Below are 18,565 nucleotides of genomic sequence, written 5' to 3'. Positions count from 1 at the left end.
AAACGCAACATCAGTCGGGCATGGGGGTGTGGTTGTTGAGGTTCACCCATCCACGCACCACGCGGTAGAGGAACCAGACGGAGATGATCGCCCACGCGATCCACCCCGGCACCAGGACGAGCAGCCACAGGGGGCTCGTCACGAGATACAAGCCCCCGGCCCACAGCACCGAGCGAATGCGCCAGCGGAAGTGCGACTCCTGCCAACTGCCGGCCGCCTCGTCCTTCTTCACGAGGTCGAGCACGAAGGCGATGACCAGCAACACCACGCTGGCCTGCACACCGGGCAGCACGGCGCCCACCGCGACCACGGTGTGCAGCGCATAGCTGATGTGGCCCACCGTCTTGAGCGAGCGCTCCTTTTCACCGATGTCGATCGTGTCGTTCATATGCCGTCTACCTCGCGTCCCTTGACCTTGCGGGCCGCAAATTCCTCCAGGCCCGACAGGCCCTCGCGCCGCTCCAGTTCCGCCAGCACATCAGCAGGTTTCAGGCCAAAGGCCGCCAGCGCGATCATCGAGTGGAACCAGAGGTCGGCCACCTCGTAGACGACCTTCTGCGCGTCGCCGTCCTTGGCGGCCATCACGGTCTCGGTGGCTTCTTCTCCGATCTTCTTCAGGATGGCGTCGTTCCCCTTGTGGAAGAGGCGGGCCACGTAGCTCTTGTCGGGGTCGCCGCCACGGCGCGACTCGATGACCTCGGCCAGCCGCGCAAGCGTGTCGTTGCCACTCATTTGTAGATGCTCTCCGGGTCTTTCAGCACAGGCTCGACCGCCTTCCACACGCCATCTTCCAGCTTCTGGAAGAAGCAGCTGTGACGGCCGGTGTGGCAGGCGATGCCCGGTTCGTGCCCGAGCTGCGTGACCTTGAGCAGCAGCACGTCGTTGTCGCAATCGAGGCGCATCTCGTGCACCTTCTGGAGGTGGCCCGACTCTTCGCCCTTGTGCCACAGGCGCTTGCGCGAGCGGCTCCAGTACACAGCCTCGCCTCGCTTGACGGTCTCTTGCACCGCCTCGCGGTTCATGAAGGCGAACATGAGCACGTCTTGCGTCGTGGCCTCCTGGGCGATCACGGGCACCAGGCCGTCGGCATCCCACTTGATGGCGTCGAGAAAATCCATGCGGCAGTTTACCTATCGGGGTGGCACCGCTTCGTGCGTAGGACCGCTGAAACCACGCTCGGTGGCAAACCAATCCAGCACCGGCACGGTGCCCGGGAGCACGGGTTTCACCGCCACCGGCAGCGTCTGCCACGCCATGCTCTGGCGCTCGCGCATCTCGAATTCACCCTGCCACGCGTAGACCTTGCAGAAGTGCAGGCGCACGCGGGCATGTTCGTAGTCGACGATCTCCACCTTCCACGGGTGGGCGTCGCCAATGGTGATGCCCAGCTCTTCATGCAGCTCGCGCCGCAGCGCCTGCTCGACGGTCTCGCCAGCCTCGAGCTTGCCGCCCGGGAACTCCCAATAGCCGGCGTACACCTTCCCCTCGGGGCGCGAGGTCAAGAGGAAGCGTCCTTCCGCGTCGACCAGCACCCCCACCGCCACGTCGACGGGCGTTCTTTCGCCAGCGGTGCTGCTCATGCCGCGTGCCGCCCGGCGTAGTCCTGCGCGAACTGGAAGGCCACCCGGCCCGAGCGCGAGCCGCGCTCCAGCGCCCACACCAGGCTTTCCTGGCGGGCGGCGGTGATCGCCGCCTCGGGCACACCGTGGTTGCGCAGCCATTGGCCGACGATGGCAAGGTATTCGTCCTGCGTGAACGGGTAGAAGCTCACCCACAGGCCGAAGCGCTCGCTGAGCGAGATCTTTTCTTCCACCACCTCGCCCGGGTGCACCTCGCCGTCTTCGGTGTGCTGGTAGGTGAGGTTTTCCTTCATGTACTCGGGCAGCAGGTGGCGGCGGTTGCTGGTGGCATAGATCAGCACGTTGTCGGATGCCTGCGAGACCGAGCCGTCGAGGATGGATTTCAGCGCCTTGTAGCCCGGCTCACCCTCGTCGAAGCTGAGGTCGTCGCAGAACACGATGAAGCGCTCCGGCCGGCCCGCCACGAGGTCGACGATGTCGGGCAGGTCCACCAGATCGGCCTTGTCGATCTCGATCAGCCGCAAACCCCGGTCGGAAAACTCATTGAGGCAAGCCTTCACTAGCGAACTTTTCCCCGTACCGCGGGCCCCTGTGAGCAGAACATTGTTTGCTGCACGGTGATCCACAAATTGTGCGGTATTGCGCAGGAGTCGCTCTTTTTGGGGCGCCACCTCGACCAGCGACCCGAGCCGGATGGTGGCCACGTGGCGCACCGGCTCCAGCACCGTGCGGTTGTGGCGGCGGCGGTAGCGGAAGGCGGTCGAGGCCGACCAGTCGGGGGCCTGCAAACCCTGTGGCAGCGCGGCTTCCAGCCGGGTGATGAGGGTTTCGGCGCGTGCAATGAGGTGCGTCAGCGAGTCGGTCAACATAGCCATTCAATCAAAGCGGAAAAATGCCACGGGCCCGTGACAGTAAGGAGTTGCCATCCACGGGTTTTCCAGAGCGGGGAAAACGAGACGACCTAAAACTAAACAGGCGTCCACAATTAGCTTGCCTCTTGGTAGTTTGTTTGGGGTGCAGCGCCTGCAAGGGCCCACGGCGTCAGCACCTCCGGCAACGAGTGGCAAACCGGAAGCAGGCGGACGCGCCCGTCTCCGGGTTCTTCCAACCATTGCAGGAGACCCTACCAAATGAAACGCACCGCCATTCTCGCGAGTGTCGCACTCGCCTCCGTGCTGGCCTGCGGCCAGGCTGCCGCCCAGACGGAACCCATCGTGTTCGTGCACGGCTACAGCGGCAATTCGGGCAACTGGTCGACCATGATCAGCCGCTTCACCGCCAGCGGCTACCCGTCGAACAAGCTGTACGGCTTCAACTACAACTCGTTCCTCAGCTCCGACACCGCCAGCGGCGCCCAGCTCGCGAGCTACGTCAACACCGTGCGCGCCCGCCACGGTGGCGAAAAGATCAGCATCGTCGCCCACTCCAACGGCGGCCTCGTGTCGCGCGCCTACCGCGTGTTCAACGGGGGCTCGTCGCAGATGCGCCGCTTCGTGACCCTGGGCACGCCCCACCTGGGCACCACCTCGGCCTACGCCTGCGTGAGCCCGGCCTGCTACGACATGTGGCCCGGCTCGCTCTTCCTCCTGCGCCTGGCCGGCCGTGGCTGCGACCGCTCGCTGTGGTCGGCGCTCGACGGTGTGATCATCCCCGCCACCAACGCCATGTGCGGCAACAGCACCCAGGTGGCGCCGATCAACCACCTGGCCCTGCTGACCGACGGCAGCGTGTACAACGCGGTGCGCGCAGCGCTGCGCTGAGCCGCCCACTGAGCGTTCATCCGCTGTACTCCGCCGGGCGGCACCCGCTGCCCGGCGGGCCTGATGCAACATGTCCATGATCCGATCGAGCATTTCAACCCTCGCCCTGGCCGTGCTGCCCGGCCTCGCTGTGCTGAGCGCGTGCAAGCCCACCACGCCCGACACGGCCGCAAGCGCCCCGACCCCCGCCAAGCCCGATGCCGTGGCCCTGCTCGACGGCGAGCCGCTCACCCGATCGCTCCTCGACGAGATCGCCCGCCAGTACGCCGGCTCGGCCAACCCCTACGACGCCCCCACGGCAGCCGCCAGCGCCGCCTCTGCGGCGAGCGCCCCCAGCCTGGGCCGCCAGCGCCTGCTCGATGAACTCGTCGACATCGAACTGCTCGCCCGCAAGGCACGCGAGCACGGTGTCGACAAACAGCCCGCCTTCATCGCCGAAAGCGAACTGCAGGCCAAGACCATCCTGGCCCAGGCCATGGTGCGCGAGCAGATCGCAGGCTTCCAGGTGACCGACGCCGAGCTGGCGCAGGCCTACGACGAGCGTGTGCCGCCGTACCAGTTCAAGCTGGCGCACATCCTGGTCGCCGAGCAGGCCACGGCGCAGGCCGTGCTCGAGCAGCTCAAGCAAGGCCGGCCGTTTGCCGAGCTGGCCAAGCGTTATTCCATCGACGCCGACAACCGCCTGCGTGGCGGCAGCCTCGGCGTCATGCTGATGGACCAGATGCCCACCGAGATGGGCGCGGCCGTGCGCTACCTGAAGCCAGGCGAGCACGCCGCCCAGCCGGTGCAGACGCCGCAAGGCTGGCACGTGATGCGCCTCGAAGGCCTGGAGCCGCTGGCGCAGCGCCCCACCCTCGACACCGCCCGCGTCTGGCTGCACCCGCAGATCGTGCACGCCAAGGTCGAGGCGCAGCAAAAACAATGGCGGCGCGAAGCCAAGGTCCAGTTGGCCGAATCGCCATGAGCCCGCGCGCCTTCCGCCTCGTGCTGATCGCCGCCTCGCTGGGCGCGGTGGGCATCGGCTCGTGGCTCGCCACCTCCGGCAGCACCGACCCCGTCGCGGCGCAGGCCACCGCCGCCGCGACGCCAGCGGGCGACCTTGCCCGCTCCGGCACCGCACCACGCGCCGGGCTCACCGACAGCATGCCGCGCACCATCGAAGAGGCGTCCCGCCTGCTCGAACTCGGTGCCGCCGGCGACCTCACCGTCGACATGAACACCCGCGCTGCGCTCGACGTGCTGCTCGGCCTGCTCGGGCCCGAGGCCACGCCGGCCGACTTCCAGCGGCTCGAAGACGCGCTGCGCCGCTCGATGCCCGGCGAGGCCGCGACCCAGGCCATCGCCCTCGTGCGCAACTACGACGCCTACCAACGTGCCGCCACCACCCAGGCCGCCGAGCAGCAAGCTCCCGGCACCCCCGAGGAGCTGAAGGCACTGCTCGACAAGACCGTGGCCCTGCGCCGCCAGCATTTCGACGAGAACACGGCGCGCGCCCTCTTCGGCGCCGAAGAAGAGCTCACCCGGCTCGACTTGGCGATGAACGCCATCCAGGCCGACCCCAAGCTCTCGGCACAGGAAAAGGCCGCACAGATCAGCGCCCTGCGCGAGCGTATGCCGCGCGACCTGCCGGGCCTGCAAGCACCGGTGTCGGCCTCGCTCGGCGAGATGGACACCCAGGTGGCGACCCTGCGTCAGCAGGGGGCCACCCCTGCACAGGTCGAGCAGCTGCGCCGGCGCTACCTCGGCGAAGACGCGGCCAAGGCCATCACCGACATGGAAGCCCAGCGCGACCAGTGGGAGTCGCGCTACCAGGCCTACGCCCAGCAGAAGAAAGCCATCGTCGCCAGCGCATCGCCCGACATGGCCGCCCAGCTCGACGCCGCGCTGCGCCAGCACTTCAAGGAAGAAGAACTGGCCGCCGCCCGCGCCTACGACCGCAACCGCAGCACCGCACCATGAGAGCCTTCGCCCTCCTCCTGATCTGCTCCAGCTTCACGGCACCGGCCGCCTGGGCCGCCGACCCCGCCTTGCCGCCAGACGCCGCCGCGCTCGTCAACGGCCAGCCCCTCAGCCGCGCCATGCTCGACGAGTTGGCGCGGTCGCGTGCCGCCGGGGGCGCGCCGCCCGAGATGCAAGAGCGCCGCCGCATGCTCGACGACCTCGTCGACATGGAACTGCTGAGCCAGCGCGCCAAGTCGACCGGTGTGGCCTCACGCGCGCAGACACGCGCCGAACTCGAACTCGCCCACAAGACGCTGCTCGGCCAACGCTTCCTGCAGCAGAAGGCCGACGAGATGCAAATCGCCGAGGCCGACATCCAGGAGCGTTACCGCACCCTGCAGCTCGACGTGCAGATCGATGCCAGCCACATCCTCGTGAAAGACGAGAAGACCGCGCGCGACCTGATCGCCCAGCTCGACCGCGGCGCGTCATTTGCGGCGCTCGCGCGCAAGCACACGCTCGACACCGAGACCGTGCCGCGCGGTGGCGCGCTGGGCAGCATGTCGGTGAGCCAGCTCGTGCCGCCCTTCGCCGCAGCGGCGCAAGCGCTGAAGCCCGGGCAATACACGAAGCAACCCGTGCAGACGGAATTCGGCTGGCACGTGATTCGCCTCACATCGATCCAGACGCAGCCGAAGCCGCCTTACGAGAGGGTGAAGGCCGAGATGCGCAAGCAGATCGCTATGGAGCGCCTGCAGGCGCAGGTGGCTCAGTGGCGCAAGGAAGCGAAGCTGACGGTGTTGCAGGCGCCCTGAGCGGCCGGAGCCCTCGGCGCCCGCGCCCCGCTCAGGCGGGGACGAGCAGCGCGAGCGCGCCGTCGAGGTGTTCGGTGGGCATGCGCTTGAAGCCCGAGCGGGCATAACGCTGCAGGCGGCCGACGGCAAAACCCGTCAGCACCGACGACTGCGCATTCGCATCGACGGTCGGCGTCTGCGAGCCGGCCGATTCAGCGGCCAGGCGCAGGCTCTGGCGCAGCTGCGACTCGATGCGGTCGAAGAACTGGTTCATGCGCGAGACGAGGCGCTCGTTTTCGAACACCAGCGCATCGCCCACCATCACGCGGGTCATGCCGGGGTTCTTTTCGCCGAACTGCAGCAGCACCGACAGGATCTTCTGCGCCTGCACCTGGCCGCTGGTCTCGCGTTCGCTGATCTGGTTGACGAGCGTGAACACGCTCTGCTCGATGAATTCGATGAGGCCTTCGAACATCTGCGCCTTGCTCGCGAAATGGCGGTACAGCGCCGCTTCCGAGACTTCGAGCTTGGCGGCCAACGCGGCCGTGGTGATGCGTTCGGCGCCCGGCTGTTCGAGCATGCTGGCCAGCGTGTGCAGGATCTGCACGCGGCGTTCGCCAGGTTTGGGTCGCTTGCGACCGGGTTCGGCCACGGCGGTGGCGGATGGCGCGTTCGCTTCTTCAGGCAGGGTGGCGTCGGTCATCTCGTCGTTCGAACCTTGTTTAGTCACAAGGCAAGCAGGGTCTTGAGCGAACGAATTCTTGCATAGACATAGGAGGGCGCAGGGCATGGGTGAACGCCAACTTGCATGCCGTTGTTCACACTCTTCCGGGCTGCGTGAAGGTAGCGCCGCATCCAGATGCCCTTCATCCCGATGCCGTGTGCCGCCTTCTGGTGCTGCAGCGTGTCTTCCACCAAAACGCAGCGGCTGGGCGGCACTTTCAGTTGCGCTGCAACATGGCGCAGCATGCGCGCGTCGGGCTTCGGCCGCAGGTGGCCGAACATCTGCATCTCGTCGATGGTGATCACGCCGTCGAAGAAGTCGATGAGCTTGAGCGCGTTCAACACCCGCAGCGCATAGGCACGCGGCGCATTGGTCAGGATGTATTTGCGGCCCGGCAGGCGCTTGAGCACCGCGCGGTCATGGGCGCTCATGCGCAGCTGCGCCTCGAGGCCGGGCAGCTGGTGCGTCTCTTCGAGGAAGTGGCTGGCCTTCACGCCGTGGTGGCGGATGAGGCCGAGCAGCGTGGCGCCATAACGCCGCCAGTACTGGGCACGCAGCGCCGAGGCGTCTTCAAACGAAAGCTCGAGGTACTTGGCGACGTAGTCCGTCATCCCTCGGTTGATGCCCGGCATCGACGCATGGCTCGCGTCGTGCAGGGTGTCATCCAGGTCGAAGAGCCAGACACGCTGGCGAGCGTGCAAGCTCAATGCGATCTGATCATCGTGCCGTAGGCCTGCTCGGTGAGGATCTCGAGCAGCATGGCGTGCGGCACACGCCCGTCGATGATGTGCACCGAGTTCACGCCGTTCTTCGCCGCGTCGAGCGCCGACTGGATCTTGGGCAGCATGCCGCCGCTGATCGTGCCGTCGGCAAACAGCTCGTCGATCTCGCGCGCCGAGAGGTTGGTGAGCAGCTTGCCGTTCTTGTCGAGCACGCCGGGGATGTTGGTCAGCATGATGAGCTTTTCGGCCTTCAGCACCTCGGCCAGCTTGCCCGCCACCACGTCGGCGTTGATGTTGTAGTTCTCGTTCTCCGCGCCGAAGCCGAGCGGCGAGATGACGGGGATGAACTGGTCGTCCTGCAGCGCCTTCACCACCGATGGGTCGATCGATTCGATCTCGCCCACCTGGCCCACGTCGTGCACCTTGCTCGGGTCCTTGTGGTCGACCATCTTCAGTTTGCGTGCGCGGATGAGGCCACCGTCGCGCCCGGTCAGGCCCACCGCCTTGCCGCCGGCCACGTTGATGAGGCCGACGATGTCTTGCTGCACCTGGCCGGCCAGCACCCACTCGACGACTTCCATCGTCTCCTCATCCGTGACGCGCATGCCCTGGATGAAGGTGCCCTTCTTGCCGATCTTCGCCAGCGCGTCTTCGATCTGCGGGCCGCCGCCGTGCACCACCACCGGGTTCAGGCCCACCAGCTTCAAGAGCACCACGTCTTCCGCGAAGTCCTGCTGCAGCTCGGGGTCAGTCATCGCGTTGCCGCCGTACTTGATGACGATGGTCTTGCCGTGGAACTTGCGGATGTACGGCAGGGCCTGCGCGAGGATCTCCGCCTTGTCGCGCGGCGCGATGTTGGCCAGCTCGGCGGTGTGGGCGGGGGCAGCGGTGCTCATGGGCGGCGCGGTGAGGAGAGTTGGATGCGGCAAATTGTAGGGGTCGACCGTTTCGCTGCGGCCGGCGCGCGACGTCCTCCTACAGATGAAAAGGGCGACCACTGCGACACTGCGCGCCATGTTCATGCTCCGATCCGCCCCACGCGCACTCGTCCTGGCCCTCGCTGCAGGGCTGTGTGCCTTGGCGGCGGCGCAAGAGCCAGCCCCAGCCGCTCCCCCCGTGCCGCCCTCCCCGGCGGAGCCTGCGGCCTCGGCCCCCACGCTGCCGGCCGACTCGACCACTCCCGAATCGGTGCCCGAAAGCGAAACCGGCCCGGTCGACAAGCTCAAGCAGCGCGTGGAAGACACGCTCGACTCCTGGGAGGAGTTCCTCAACGAGCTGCTGGTCGACGCCCTCGGCCCCAACTACGAGCGGCGCTACCGCGTCTTCGGCCAGAAGAAGACGGTGGACCTCGGCAAGCGCTGGATGCTCTCGCTCGACGAACGCCAGACCGGCCTGCTCAACAACGCCGGCACCGGCATCCCGGCCGCGGGGCGGCCCTCGCGCACCTACGAGCTGACGCACGCCGGCAAGATCAACGACGTGCGCTTCTACAACCAGCACGACGGCACCGGCCTCGAGAACGGCGGCTCCATCGGCACCACGCTCGGCCACGGCTTTTCGCTGCAGACGAGCGGCCGGCACCTGCATGACGACACCCTCAACGTCGCCCGCACCGATGCGCAACTCGGCCTGCGCTACGGCCCGCGCGACCTGTGGGTGGAAGGCTTCGTGCACCACGCCGAACTGGAAGACCGGGGCCTGCGCGAGCCGTGGTCCGACCGCCAACCGAAGGCCAACTTCGGTGGCGTGCAGGCCCAGTGGGAAGCCGCCCCCGGCCTCGCGTTCAGCGCTCAGCACCAGCGCGCCATCAAGCCCGAGATGGCGCCGGGCGACGAGCGACTGGCCGACGCGCGCACCGAGTTCGGCGCCGATTACCGCCCCGGTGGCGCTTGGAGCGGCTCGCGCGTGTACTGGCGCGAAGCGCCGCAGCTCGGGCTGCTGTCGTCTACCGGGGTCGACGAGCGCACCACCTACAAGCGGGTGATCGGCGGCGAGATCCCCGAAGGCTCGAAAGACGGCATGGTCTACGCGCAGGTGCGCCACCAGAGCCTGGCGTCGGACGACGACGCGCTGCTCGTGGTCGGCTGGCGCCACACCCACACGCTGGCGCCGAAGTGGGAATCGCAGTCGCTCATCGAATCGGGCATTCCGGTCGCGGGCGACGCACTGCGCTCGACGCTTTTCGACCTGCGCATCCAGCACAACGACTTCCCCCACCGCGCACTCGGCACCGAGTTGCAGGCCGTGCGCACGCCGGTGCGCAACAGCGACTTCGCCAGCGCCGACTACACGCAGCGCGTGGGGGAGAACATGCTCTTCGTCACCCGCGCCAGCGCGACCGAGCTGAAGTCGACGGTGGCGGGCGAGATTCCGGTCGTCTCCGGTGACGCCAGCATGGGCCTGGGCTGGCAGGAACCCGAAGAGCGCAAGCTCAGCACCTTCTGGCGCTTCACCGTGCTGGCGCGCGAGCCGCAGCAGGACGGTGTGACGACAGCGGGTGCCGCAAAGCGCCGCGCCCGCATCGCCTTCGGTGAATTCGAATACCAGCCGACCGACAAGATCGACCTGCTGCTGCGCGGCTCACGCCGCTGGGACCGCGACGAGTCGTTCCAGGCGGGCGCGCAGCGCATCACCGACCTCTACGTGCTGCGCCCCACCTACCAGCTCGACAGGCGCTGGCGCTTCGGCTTCCACGTCGCGCACTGGAAAGACGAGTTCTACGGCGTGCAGCGCGGCTACGGGGCCGAGCTGTCCGTGCAGATGAAGCGCAAGATCGTGCTCGCGCTCGGCTACAACGCGAAGGGCATCGACGACGGCGAACTCGCCGCCGACGACCGCCTCGGCAAAGGCTTCAAGCTGCGCCTCTACATCCCGACCGAGGCCACCCTGAAGTACTGGCTGCGCTCGGCACGCGGCGACGAAAAGCCCGCCAACGTGCGCTGAGCGCGCGTGCTCTCAGCCCCTGCTCACAGCCCCTTCTGCGGCGTGATCAGGTACTTGGTGCCCGTCGCCTGCTTGCCGTAGGCGTTGATCGCCTCCAGCGACAGCGCTTCGGCCAGCGACACCTCGCGGGTGTAGTGGCTGGCGAAGGTCGTCTTGAGTTCAGCGGCCACACGCTCGCGCAGCTTCTGCGCGTCGGCGAAGCCGATCTTCTGCAGGAAGGGCGTCAAGAGCCAGCCGCCCACGCCCCACTGCATGCCGAAGCTGCGGGTCAGCTCCGTCGGGCCGCGGTCCAGGCCGCCGTAGATGTAGACCTGCTTGTGCACGTTGGAGCCGTAGCGGCTGTATTCCTTGGCGTTGGCGTTGGCCGCCGCTTCCATCGCCGTGAGCACCTGGCTGGCGAGCTTGCCGCCGCCGATGGCATCGAAGCACAGGGTGGCGCCGGTCTCGATGAGCGCCTTGGTGAGGTCTTCCATGAAGCTCGGGCTGCTCGAGTCGACGATGTACTTGGCGCCGATCTTCTTCAGGATCTCGGCCTGCTCGGGCTTGCGCACGATGTTGACGAGCGCGATGCCGTCTTTCATGCAGATCTTGTTGAGCATCTGGCCGAGGTTCGACGCCGCGGCGGTGTGCACCAGCGCCTTGTGGCCTTCACGGCGCATCACTTCGGTCATCGACAGCGAGGTGAGCGGGTTGACGAAGCACGACGCGCCTTCGGCCGCGGTGGTGCCGGCCGGCAGCAGCAGGGCCTGCTTGGCCTTCACGGCGCGGTATTGCCCGTACATCGCGCCGCCGAGGATGGCGACCGTCTTGCCGACCAGCGCCTGCGCTTCCGGCGACGAGCCGGCCTTCACCACCGTGCCGGCGCCTTCGTTGCCGACGGGCATCGACTCATCCAGTCGGGCAGCGAGGCCACGCATCATCTTCTCGGGCACCTGGGCGGTGATCACCGGGTTGGCGGCGGTGCCGGACGCCTTGGCGGTCGACATGTCGGCCAGGCCGAAGAGCAGCGCCAGGTCCGACGGGTTGATCGGCGTGGCTTCCACGCGCACCAGCACCTCGTCGTCGGCCGGCTGTGGCACGGGCACGCTTTGCAGCGAGAGTTCGAGTTCGCCGCTCTTCTTGACGAGCGAGCGCAGTTGCAGCGCGGTGGCGGGGATGGTGGGGGTGCTCATGCAGGTCTCCTCTGTGGCCCAAATGGGATGGGAAAGAGGCGCAGTGTAGGAAGCGCGATCCGGCGAGGCTGTCGCCAACATGCCACCCACCGGAAGGGCTATTTGATGCGCTGCTTTTCCAGCTTGCGGGCGAGGGTGCGCCGGTGCATGCCCAGCCGTCGGGCCGTCTCCGAGATGTTGAAGCCGGTCTCGGCGAGGGTCTCGTGGATGCGCTCCCACTCCAGGGTCTTGATGGAGGTGGTGCGCTCGGTCAGCTCGACCCCGGCGTCGCCCTGCTCGCGTTCGAAGGCAGCTTCGATGTCGTCGGTGTTGGCCGGCTTGGCGAGGTAGTGGCGAGCGCCGAGCTTGATGGCCTCGACCGCGGTGGCGATGCTCGCGTAGCCGGTGAGCACCACGATCACGGTGGTCGGGTCGTGCTCGTGCAGCACCTGCACGCACGCGAGCCCCGAGGCGCCCCCGGCGAGCCGCAGGTCGACCACGGCGAACTCGGGCGTCTGTTCGGCCAGCAGCGCGCGCACGTCGTCGAGGCTGGTCGCGCGCAGCACCTGGTAGCCGCGCCGCTCGAACGAGCGCACCAGCGTGCGCGCAAACGCATCGTCGTCTTCGACGATGAGCAGCAGCGGGTCGGGCACGTTGTCTTCAGTGCTCATCGGGCGCATTGTCCTCAGCGGGGGCCAAGGCCGCGAGCGGCAGGCGGATCTCCACTTCGGCGCCAACCTCGATCCGGTTGCGCGCACTGATGCGCCCGCCCAGCGAGCGGGCCACGTTCACCGACAGGAAGAGCCCGAGCCCGCCCCCTGCCCGCCCCTTGCTCGACTGGTAGGGCTTGCCGAAGCGCTCGAGCATGCCGGGCGCGAAGCCGGGGCCTTCGTCCTGCACGCGCAGCACCAGCTCGTCGTGCTCGCACTGCGCGATGAGCCGTGGCGCGGCGTGAGGCGCCGCTTCGAGGGCGTTGTCGAGCACGTTGTCGATCATCTGGCGCAGCGCGAAGTCGGAAATCATCGGCAGGTCGGGCACGTCGATGCGCTCATGGTGCAGGCCCTCCGCGGCGCGCGTGCGGCGCCAGTGCGACACGAGGTCGTCGAGGAAGGCGTGCAGCGTGGTCTGCACCGGTGCCTCGCCGCGCGCCTCGCCCGCTGACATCAGGATGCCGCTCACGATGGTCTTGCAGCGCTGGATCTGGATCTGCATCTCCTCGATCTCCTCGCGCAGCTCGGGCTCGGCGGCAAACGGCGCCATGCGCGACCAGTCGCCGAGGATCACCGACAGCGTGGCGAGCGGCGTGCCCAGCTCGTGCGCCGCGCCCGAGGCGAGCAGGCCCATGCGCACGATGTGCTCTTCTTCGGCGGCGCGCTGGCGCAGGTCAGCCAGGCGGGCATCGCGCCGGCGCAGGTTGCGCTCGATGCGCACGATGAAGACCACCAGCAGCCCCGCGTTGAGCAGAAAGCACAGCAGCAGGCCGCCGATGTAGGGCGCCGACAGGGCCGCGGCGTCGAGCCCGGTGAGCTTGAGCGGCTGGTACCACTGCGTGAGCGCGACGAAGCACCCGCTCGTCACGCCGACGATGGTCCACGCGTAGCTCGGCCGCAGCATCACCGAGGCCACGGCCACCTGCAGCAAGTACAGGAAGATGAACGGGTTGGTGACGCCGCCCGCGTAATACAGCTGGGCGCTCAGGATGGAGACGTCGACCAGCAGCCCGCCGAGCAACTCGGTGTCGCTCACCCGCGGTGCGGTGCGGCTGCGCAGCCAGCACGCGAGGTTGAAGGCGGCGAGCGCGCCCAGCAGCGAGAGCATCTCGGGCAGCGGCAGCGTGATGCCGAGCGCGAAGTGCACCACCAGGATGGTGGCGAGCTGGCCCGCCACCGCGAGCCAGCGCAGCTGGATCAGCTGCAGGAGGTTGTTGCGGCCCGCGAGTTTCTCGGGGGCCTGGCCGGCGTCCTGCGCCGGCGTGGCGTGTGCGGCCTCAGGCACCCTGCTGCGCAGCGGCACGGCGGCGCGAGGCACGGATCTCCGCCACCGCCGCAAAGGCGATCGCGGCCGCCACCATGCCCGCGAGCACGAACCACGTCAGTGCATACATCAGGTGATTGTTGCTGAAGTGCAGCACGGTGAGGCCGGGGCGCGGCCAGTCGAGCGGCGCGTCGTTGGCCGCGGCCACGTCGACGAAATACGGGGCCACCGACTTCGCATCGCCCACGCCGCGCGCGGCGGCGATGGCGGCCACGTCACGCGAGTACCAGCGGTTGGCGGCAGCGTCGTTGTCCTGCAGCACACGGCCGCGCGGCTCCGACATGCGCAGCAGCCCTTCCACCGACTGCACCGCATCGCCCGTGGCGACGGGCCGGGTGGCCGGGTCGCGCTTGTCGGGCGGCACGAAGCCGCGGTTGACCAGCACCACGAAACCCTGCTCGGTGCGCATCGGCGTGAGCACCCAATAGCCGCTGCCGAGTGCCGTCATCGCCTGCACCAGCGTCTCTTGCTCATGCACATAACGGCCACGCAGCGTGACGCGGCGGTACTCGGCGCTGGCCTCGCTCAACCCGGCCCATTCGGCGGGGCCGGGTGCGGCCACCGGCGCGGCCTTCACGCGCTGGTCGACGCGCTCGATCAGCTCGGTCTTCCAGTTGAGGCGGTTGACCTGCCACATGCCGAGGGCCACGAAGCCGGCCAGCGCGAAGAGGCCGGCGAGCAGCAGCGTCACCCACAACACCGGGCGGGCCGAGGCGGTGCTGGCGTCGAAGTCTTCGTTGTCGTCGCTGTGGTCGACGGGCGTCTGGAGGGAAGTGGTCGTCATGGCATGTTCCGCATGTCGTGCACCGGCATCATGTTGGTGTTCAGGTGGTACATCACCCAGATCGAACCGGCCAGCATGATGAGCACCAGCGCCCCGGTGAAGATCAGCGCGAGCATCGACCAGCCGCCTTCGATCTTCGAGTTCATGTGCAGGAAATACACCATGTGCACCACGATCTGCACCGCCGCGAAGCCGAGGATCACCGCGGCCGTGAGGCCCGGTGAGGGCAGCACCTTGCCCATCACCAGCCAGAACGGGATGGCCGTCAGCACCACCGCCAGCAGGAAGCCGATCACGTAGCCTTTGACGCTGAAGTGGTAGCCCTCGTCGCCGTGTGCATGGTCTTCACTGTGACCCGCGTCGTGCGCGCCGTGCGCCAGTTCCTCGTGAGTGCCTGCGTGTGTGCCGCTCATGGCATCACTCCCATCAGATAGACGAAGGTGAAGACGCCGATCCAGACGACGTCGAGGAAGTGCCAAAACATCGACAGGCACATCAGCCGGCGCTGGTTCTCGGGGATGAGGCCGTGCTTGCCCACCTGCACCATCAGCGTCACGAGCCAGATGCAGCCGAAGGTGACGTGCAGGCCGTGCGTGCCGACCAGCGTGAAGAAAGCCGACAGGAAGGCGCTGCGCTGCGGGCCCGCCCCTTGGTGGATGAGGTGCGCGAACTCATACAACTCGATGCCGAGGAAGCCCAGGCCCAGCAGGCCGGTGATCGCGAGCCAGCCCAGCACCTGGCCTTTGCGCTTGTGCTGCGCACCGATCATCGCGAAGCCATAGGTGATGGACGACAGCAGCAGCAGGCCGGTGTTGATGGCGACCAGGTTCAGGTCGAACAGGTCGGCACCCGACGGGCCGGCCGCATACGAGCGACCCAGCACGGCGTAGGTGGCGAAGAGCACGGCGAAGATGAGGCAGTCGCTCATCAGGTAGAGCCAGAAGCCGAGCAGCGTGCCCTGCTGCGGGTGGTGGTCGCCGTTGTCGTAGAAGACCGGCGCGTCCTGGGCGCCAGCCGTGGCGAGAGCGGGTTGAAGCATCGTCATGGTGGGGTCGCCCTCAAGCCCGCGCGGTGGCCAGCGCGAGCGTGCGTTGGTCTTCGCTGCGGGTCACTTCATCCGCCGGGATGTAGTAGTCGCGCTTGTAGTTGAAGGTGTGGAAGATCGTGGCGCCGATGGTGGCCACGAAGAGCAGCGCGGCCGGAATCCACATGTGCCAGATGAGCGCGAAGCCGAGCGCGGTCGACAGGCCGGCGATCACGATGCCCGCGGCTGTGTTGGCCGGCATGTGGATGGGCTTGAAGCCGGAGGTCGGGCGCTGCGCACCGCGGCGCTTCATGTCGTGCCAGGCGTCGTTGTCGTGCACGACGGGCGTGAAGGCGAAGTTGTAGGCCGGCGGCGGCGAGGAGGTCGACCATTCCAGGGTGCGGCCGTCCCACGGGTCGCCGGTCACGTCGCGCAGTTGGTCGCGGCGCATGTAGCTCACCACCAGCTGGATCAGGAAGGCGGCGATGCCAAGCGCGATCAGCACGGCGCCGAAGGCGGCGACGATGAACCAGATCTGCAGCGAAGGGTCGTCGAAGTGGCTCATGCGGCGCGTCACACCCATCAGGCCCAGCACGTAGAGCGGCATGAAGGCGAAGAAGAAGCCGATCTGCCAGAACCAGAACGAGCACTTGCCCCAGAACGGGTCGAGCTTGTAGCCGAAGGCCTTGGGGAACCAGAACACGATGCCGGCGAAGAGACCGAAGAGCACGCCGCCGATGATCACGTTGTGGAAGTGCGCGATCAGGAAGAGGCTGTTGTGCAGCACGAAGTCGGCCGGCGGCACCGCGAGCAGCACGCCCGTCATGCCCCCGATCACGAAGGTGACCATGAAGCCCACCGTCCACAGCATCGGCACGTCGAACTGGATGCGACCGCGGTACATGGTGAAGAGCCAGTTGAAGATCTTCGCGCCCGTGGGGATCGAGATGATCATCGTCGTGATGCCGAAGAACGAGTTCACACTCGCACCCGAGCCCATCGTGAAGAAGTGGTGCAGCCACACCAGGTACGACAGGATGGTGATCACGACGGTCGCGTAGACCATCGACGCATAGCCGAAGAGGCGCTTGCGGCTGAAGGTCGACACCACTTCCGAGAAGATGCCGAAGCACGGGAGGATCAGGATGTAGACCTCGGGGTGGCCCCAGATCCAGATCAGGTTCACGTACATCATGGCGTTGCCGCCGAGGTCGTTCGTGAAGAAGTTCGTGCCGACGTAACGGTCGAGCGAGAGCAGCGCCAGCACCGCGGTCAGCACCGGGAAGGCGGCGACGATCAGGATGTTGGTGCAGAGCGAAGTCCAGGTGAACACCGGCATCTTCATCATCGTCATGCCGGGGGCACGCATCTTGATGATGGTGGCGATCAAGTTGATGCCGGAAAGCGTGGTGCCCACACCCGCCACCTGTAGCGACCACAGGTAGTAGTCGACCCCGACTCCCGGGCTCTGCAGGATGCCCGACAGCGGCGGGTACGCCAGCCAGCCGGTGCGCGCGAACTCGCCGACGAAGAGCGAGACCATCGTGAGCCCGGCGCCGCCGGCCGTCATCCAGAAGCTGAAGTTGTTGAGGAAGGGGAAGGCCACGTCGCGTGCGCCGATCTGCAGCGGCACCACGTAATTCATGAAGCCGGTGACCAGCGGCATCGCCACGAAGAAGATCATGATCACGCCGTGCGCCGTGAAGATCTGGTCGTAGTGGTGCGGCGGCAGGTAGCCCAGGTTGTCGCCGAAGGCGATCGACTGCTGGAGCCGCATCATCAGCGCGTCGGCGAAGCCGCGCAGCAGCATCACCAGGCCCAGCACGATGTACATGATGCCGATCTTCTTGTGGTCGATGCTGGTGAGCCAGTCGCGCCACAGCGGGCCCCACACGCGGTAGCGCGTCATCAGGGCCAGGAGCGCGGTGCCGCCGAGCGCCACCACGGCGAAGGTGGCCCAGATGATCGGGTCGTGCGGGATCGCGTCGGGGCCGAGGCGGCCGAAGACGAGGGTTTGCAGGTCGAGGGAAGCGGAAGACATCGTGAAGCTCTCAGCGGCGTGCCAGGGCAGGCTGGCTGTCCGCGAGGAGCGGCGAGCCGGTCGGGTTGTCGGGGGTGCACAGGGCGGTGGCGACGTAGGCGCGTTCGCCGTCGCGCCAGGGCTTGCGTTCCAGGTAGGCGAGGCCTTGTTTGCCCATGCCGCCGGCGGCATCGATGGCCATCATCTCGTTCATGCACATCTTGGCGGTGTCGACGCAGCGGTTGAGCACCGCGTCGAAGAGCTTCGGGTCGACGCGGCCATAGCGCCGCACCGGCTCACGCGCGCTCGGTTGCTCGAGCGTCAGGTAGACGGCGCGGGTCAGCTCGTCTTTCGAGGCCTTGTGGCTCTCGACCCAGCGCGCGAAGCCGGCGTCCGACAGGCCGTGGAACTTGAAGCGCATGTGCGAGAAACCGTCACCGCTGAAGTTGGCGGAGAAACCGTCGTACACGCCGGCGCGGTTGATCACGGCGTGCAGCTTGGTTTCCATGCCCGGCATGGCGTAGATCTGGCCGGCGAGCGCCGGCACATAGAAGGAGTTCATCACCGTCGACGAGGTGATGCGGAACTGGATCGGCCGGTCGACCGGCGCGGCCAGCTCGTTGACGGTGGCGATGCCCTGCTCGGGGTAGACGAAGAGCCACTTCCAGTCGAGCGCGACGACCTGCACCACCAGCGGCTTGGTCTTCGGGTCTTGCGGGTTGATGGGGCGCTGCGCGTCGATGCGCTGCAGCGGGCGCCACGGGTCGAGCTTGTGGGTGCTGATCCAGGTGAGCGCACCAAGGGCGATGATGATCAGGAGCGGCGCGCCCCAGATCACCAGTTCCAGCTTGGTGGAGTGGTCCCACTCGGGGTCGTAGGTGGCCTCGGTGTTGCTCTCGCGGTAGCGCCACGCGAAGACCAGCGTGAGCACGATCACCGGCACGATGATCAGGAGCATCAGCACGGTGGACGAGACGATGAGGTCGGCCTGCTGCGAGGCGATGTCGCCCGAGGGGTTCATCACCACGGTGTCGCAGCCGGCCAGCAGCGTGGGCAAAAGCGCGGCAGGCACCAGGCCGCCGAGGGCA

The 18,565-nt window shown here is 67.4% G+C and carries 21 protein-coding genes; 5 read left to right on the top strand and 16 right to left on the bottom strand.

All coding sequences use genetic code 11. The features are described from left to right. Window positions 1-10 precede the first annotated feature (10 nt). Genes KF892_21485 through KF892_21465 form a run of 5 tightly spaced genes read right to left on the bottom strand, consistent with a single transcriptional unit; the run spans window position 11 to window position 2,449 of the window. Window positions 11-388, bottom strand: a complete 378-nt coding sequence (locus KF892_21485) for a hypothetical protein (GenBank protein ID MBX3627597.1) — start codon at window positions 386-388, stop codon at window positions 11-13. Further along, window positions 385-732, bottom strand: a complete 348-nt coding sequence (locus KF892_21480) for a phosphoribosyl-ATP diphosphatase (GenBank protein ID MBX3627596.1) — start codon at window positions 730-732, stop codon at window positions 385-387. The genes KF892_21485 and KF892_21480 overlap by 4 nt, the downstream gene beginning before the upstream one ends. Then, window positions 729-1,118, bottom strand: coding sequence for a phosphoribosyl-AMP cyclohydrolase (gene hisI / locus KF892_21475; GenBank protein ID MBX3627595.1), 390 nt, complete (start codon window positions 1,116-1,118; stop codon window positions 729-731). The genes KF892_21480 and hisI overlap by 4 nt, the downstream gene beginning before the upstream one ends. Window positions 1,119-1,130: 12 nt before the next feature. Then, window positions 1,131-1,580, bottom strand: a complete 450-nt coding sequence (locus KF892_21470; protein ID MBX3627594.1) for an NUDIX domain-containing protein — start codon at window positions 1,578-1,580, stop codon at window positions 1,131-1,133. After that, on the bottom strand, window positions 1,577-2,449 hold the full coding sequence (locus KF892_21465; protein ID MBX3627593.1) for an ATP-binding protein: 873 nt from the start codon (window positions 2,447-2,449) through the stop codon (window positions 1,577-1,579). Before KF892_21465 ends, KF892_21470 begins: the two co-directional genes overlap by 4 nt. Window positions 2,450-2,710: 261 nt before the next feature. Here KF892_21465 and KF892_21460 point away from each other — a divergent pair, with 261 nt between their 5' ends. The 4 genes from KF892_21460 to KF892_21445 all read left to right on the top strand — a co-directional run bounded on the left by KF892_21460 (window position 2,711) and on the right by KF892_21445 (window position 6,096). Next, window positions 2,711-3,340, top strand: a complete 630-nt coding sequence (locus KF892_21460; protein ID MBX3627592.1) for an alpha/beta fold hydrolase — start codon at window positions 2,711-2,713, stop codon at window positions 3,338-3,340. 76 nt (window positions 3,341-3,416) lie between these two features. Further along, complete coding sequence (locus KF892_21455) at window positions 3,417-4,304, top strand: peptidylprolyl isomerase (GenBank protein MBX3627591.1); 888 nt, start codon at window positions 3,417-3,419, stop codon at window positions 4,302-4,304. After that, a complete protein-coding gene (locus tag KF892_21450) occupies window positions 4,301-5,299 on the top strand; it encodes a hypothetical protein (GenBank protein MBX3627590.1) in 999 nt (332 codons plus the stop codon). Before KF892_21455 ends, KF892_21450 begins: the two co-directional genes overlap by 4 nt. Then, entirely contained in the window at window positions 5,296-6,096 is an 801-nt protein-coding gene (locus KF892_21445) for a peptidylprolyl isomerase (protein ID MBX3627589.1), read from the top strand. Before KF892_21450 ends, KF892_21445 begins: the two co-directional genes overlap by 4 nt. Before the next feature lie 31 nt (window positions 6,097-6,127). Here KF892_21445 and slmA read toward each other — a convergent pair whose 3' ends face one another. From slmA to argB, 3 genes are read right to left on the bottom strand one after another with little or no spacing between them, the layout of a single operon-like run. Continuing rightward, window positions 6,128-6,778, bottom strand: a complete 651-nt coding sequence (slmA, locus tag KF892_21440) for a nucleoid occlusion factor SlmA (protein ID MBX3627588.1) — start codon at window positions 6,776-6,778, stop codon at window positions 6,128-6,130. Window positions 6,779-6,801: 23 nt separating this feature from the next. Beyond that, window positions 6,802-7,500, bottom strand: coding sequence for a pyrimidine 5'-nucleotidase (locus tag KF892_21435; protein ID MBX3627587.1), 699 nt, complete (start codon window positions 7,498-7,500; stop codon window positions 6,802-6,804). A 2-nt stretch (window positions 7,501-7,502) separates the two neighbouring features. Further along, entirely contained in the window at window positions 7,503-8,417 is a 915-nt protein-coding gene (argB, locus tag KF892_21430) for an acetylglutamate kinase (GenBank protein MBX3627586.1), read from the bottom strand. Between the two features lie 220 nt (window positions 8,418-8,637). Here argB and KF892_21425 point away from each other — a divergent pair, with 220 nt between their 5' ends. Continuing rightward, window positions 8,638-10,464 carry a hypothetical protein gene (locus KF892_21425; GenBank protein ID MBX3627585.1) on the top strand — a complete coding sequence of 609 codons (1,827 nt, stop codon included), beginning with the start codon at window positions 8,638-8,640 and terminating at the stop codon, window positions 10,462-10,464. Between the two features lie 23 nt (window positions 10,465-10,487). Here KF892_21425 and KF892_21420 read toward each other — a convergent pair whose 3' ends face one another. From KF892_21420 to cyoA, 8 genes are all read right to left on the bottom strand, one after another. Continuing rightward, window positions 10,488-11,636, bottom strand: a complete 1,149-nt coding sequence (locus KF892_21420) for a zinc-binding dehydrogenase (GenBank protein ID MBX3627584.1) — start codon at window positions 11,634-11,636, stop codon at window positions 10,488-10,490. A 98-nt stretch (window positions 11,637-11,734) separates the two neighbouring features. Continuing rightward, window positions 11,735-12,286 carry a response regulator transcription factor gene (locus KF892_21415; GenBank protein MBX3627583.1) on the bottom strand — a complete coding sequence of 184 codons (552 nt, stop codon included), beginning with the start codon at window positions 12,284-12,286 and terminating at the stop codon, window positions 11,735-11,737. After that, window positions 12,276-13,628: a HAMP domain-containing histidine kinase gene (locus KF892_21410; GenBank protein MBX3627582.1), complete on the bottom strand. Its 1,353-nt coding sequence runs from the start codon at window positions 13,626-13,628 to the stop codon at window positions 12,276-12,278. Before KF892_21410 ends, KF892_21415 begins: the two co-directional genes overlap by 11 nt. Continuing rightward, window positions 13,603-14,433, bottom strand: a complete 831-nt coding sequence (locus tag KF892_21405) for an SURF1 family protein (GenBank protein MBX3627581.1) — start codon at window positions 14,431-14,433, stop codon at window positions 13,603-13,605. The genes KF892_21410 and KF892_21405 overlap by 26 nt, the downstream gene beginning before the upstream one ends. After that, complete coding sequence (cyoD, locus tag KF892_21400; GenBank protein MBX3627580.1) at window positions 14,430-14,846, bottom strand: cytochrome o ubiquinol oxidase subunit IV; 417 nt, start codon at window positions 14,844-14,846, stop codon at window positions 14,430-14,432. Before cyoD ends, KF892_21405 begins: the two co-directional genes overlap by 4 nt. Next, window positions 14,843-15,478, bottom strand: coding sequence for a cytochrome o ubiquinol oxidase subunit III (gene cyoC, locus KF892_21395; GenBank protein ID MBX3627579.1), 636 nt, complete (start codon window positions 15,476-15,478; stop codon window positions 14,843-14,845). The genes cyoD and cyoC overlap by 4 nt, the downstream gene beginning before the upstream one ends. Window positions 15,479-15,491: 13 nt before the next feature. After that, a complete protein-coding gene (cyoB, locus tag KF892_21390; GenBank protein ID MBX3627578.1) occupies window positions 15,492-17,498 on the bottom strand; it encodes a cytochrome o ubiquinol oxidase subunit I in 2,007 nt (668 codons plus the stop codon). Window positions 17,499-17,508: 10 nt separating this feature from the next. Further along, entirely contained in the window at window positions 17,509-18,498 is a 990-nt protein-coding gene (gene cyoA, locus KF892_21385; protein MBX3627577.1) for a ubiquinol oxidase subunit II, read from the bottom strand. Window positions 18,499-18,565: the final 67 nt, after the last annotated feature.

It is taken from the genome of Rhizobacter sp. (assembly GCA_019635355.1).
Lineage (GTDB): Bacteria > Pseudomonadota > Gammaproteobacteria > Burkholderiales > Burkholderiaceae_C > Rhizobacter.
The sequence above is the reverse complement of the archived record's forward strand: the minus strand, read 5'-3'. Positions and strand labels throughout refer to the sequence as shown.

Coding starts and splice junctions, on each gene's coding strand:
- KF892_21460 (MBX3627592.1), top strand. CDS start 2,711: ATGAAACGCACCGCCATTCTCGCGAGTGTCGCACTCGCCTCCGTGCTG.
- KF892_21445 (MBX3627589.1), top strand. CDS start 5,296: ATGAGAGCCTTCGCCCTCCTCCTGATCTGCTCCAGCTTCACGGCACCG.
- KF892_21465 (MBX3627593.1), bottom strand. CDS start 2,449: ATGTTGACCGACTCGCTGACGCACCTCATTGCACGCGCCGAAACCCTC.
- KF892_21470 (MBX3627594.1), bottom strand. CDS start 1,580: ATGAGCAGCACCGCTGGCGAAAGAACGCCCGTCGACGTGGCGGTGGGG.
- cyoC (MBX3627579.1), bottom strand. CDS start 15,478: ATGACGATGCTTCAACCCGCTCTCGCCACGGCTGGCGCCCAGGACGCG.
- KF892_21415 (MBX3627583.1), bottom strand. CDS start 12,286: ATGAGCACTGAAGACAACGTGCCCGACCCGCTGCTGCTCATCGTCGAA.
- cyoA (MBX3627577.1), bottom strand. CDS start 18,498: ATGAACCCCTCGGGCGACATCGCCTCGCAGCAGGCCGACCTCATCGTC.
- cyoB (MBX3627578.1), bottom strand. CDS start 17,498: ATGTCTTCCGCTTCCCTCGACCTGCAAACCCTCGTCTTCGGCCGCCTC.
- slmA (MBX3627588.1), bottom strand. CDS start 6,778: ATGACCGACGCCACCCTGCCTGAAGAAGCGAACGCGCCATCCGCCACC.
- KF892_21485 (MBX3627597.1), bottom strand. CDS start 388: ATGAACGACACGATCGACATCGGTGAAAAGGAGCGCTCGCTCAAGACG.
- argB (MBX3627586.1), bottom strand. CDS start 8,417: ATGAGCACCGCTGCCCCCGCCCACACCGCCGAGCTGGCCAACATCGCG.
- hisI (MBX3627595.1), bottom strand. CDS start 1,118: ATGGATTTTCTCGACGCCATCAAGTGGGATGCCGACGGCCTGGTGCCC.
- KF892_21405 (MBX3627581.1), bottom strand. CDS start 14,433: ATGACGACCACTTCCCTCCAGACGCCCGTCGACCACAGCGACGACAAC.
- KF892_21480 (MBX3627596.1), bottom strand. CDS start 732: ATGAGTGGCAACGACACGCTTGCGCGGCTGGCCGAGGTCATCGAGTCG.
- KF892_21455 (MBX3627591.1), top strand. CDS start 3,417: ATGATCCGATCGAGCATTTCAACCCTCGCCCTGGCCGTGCTGCCCGGC.
- KF892_21420 (MBX3627584.1), bottom strand. CDS start 11,636: ATGAGCACCCCCACCATCCCCGCCACCGCGCTGCAACTGCGCTCGCTC.
- KF892_21450 (MBX3627590.1), top strand. CDS start 4,301: ATGAGCCCGCGCGCCTTCCGCCTCGTGCTGATCGCCGCCTCGCTGGGC.
- cyoD (MBX3627580.1), bottom strand. CDS start 14,846: ATGAGCGGCACACACGCAGGCACTCACGAGGAACTGGCGCACGGCGCG.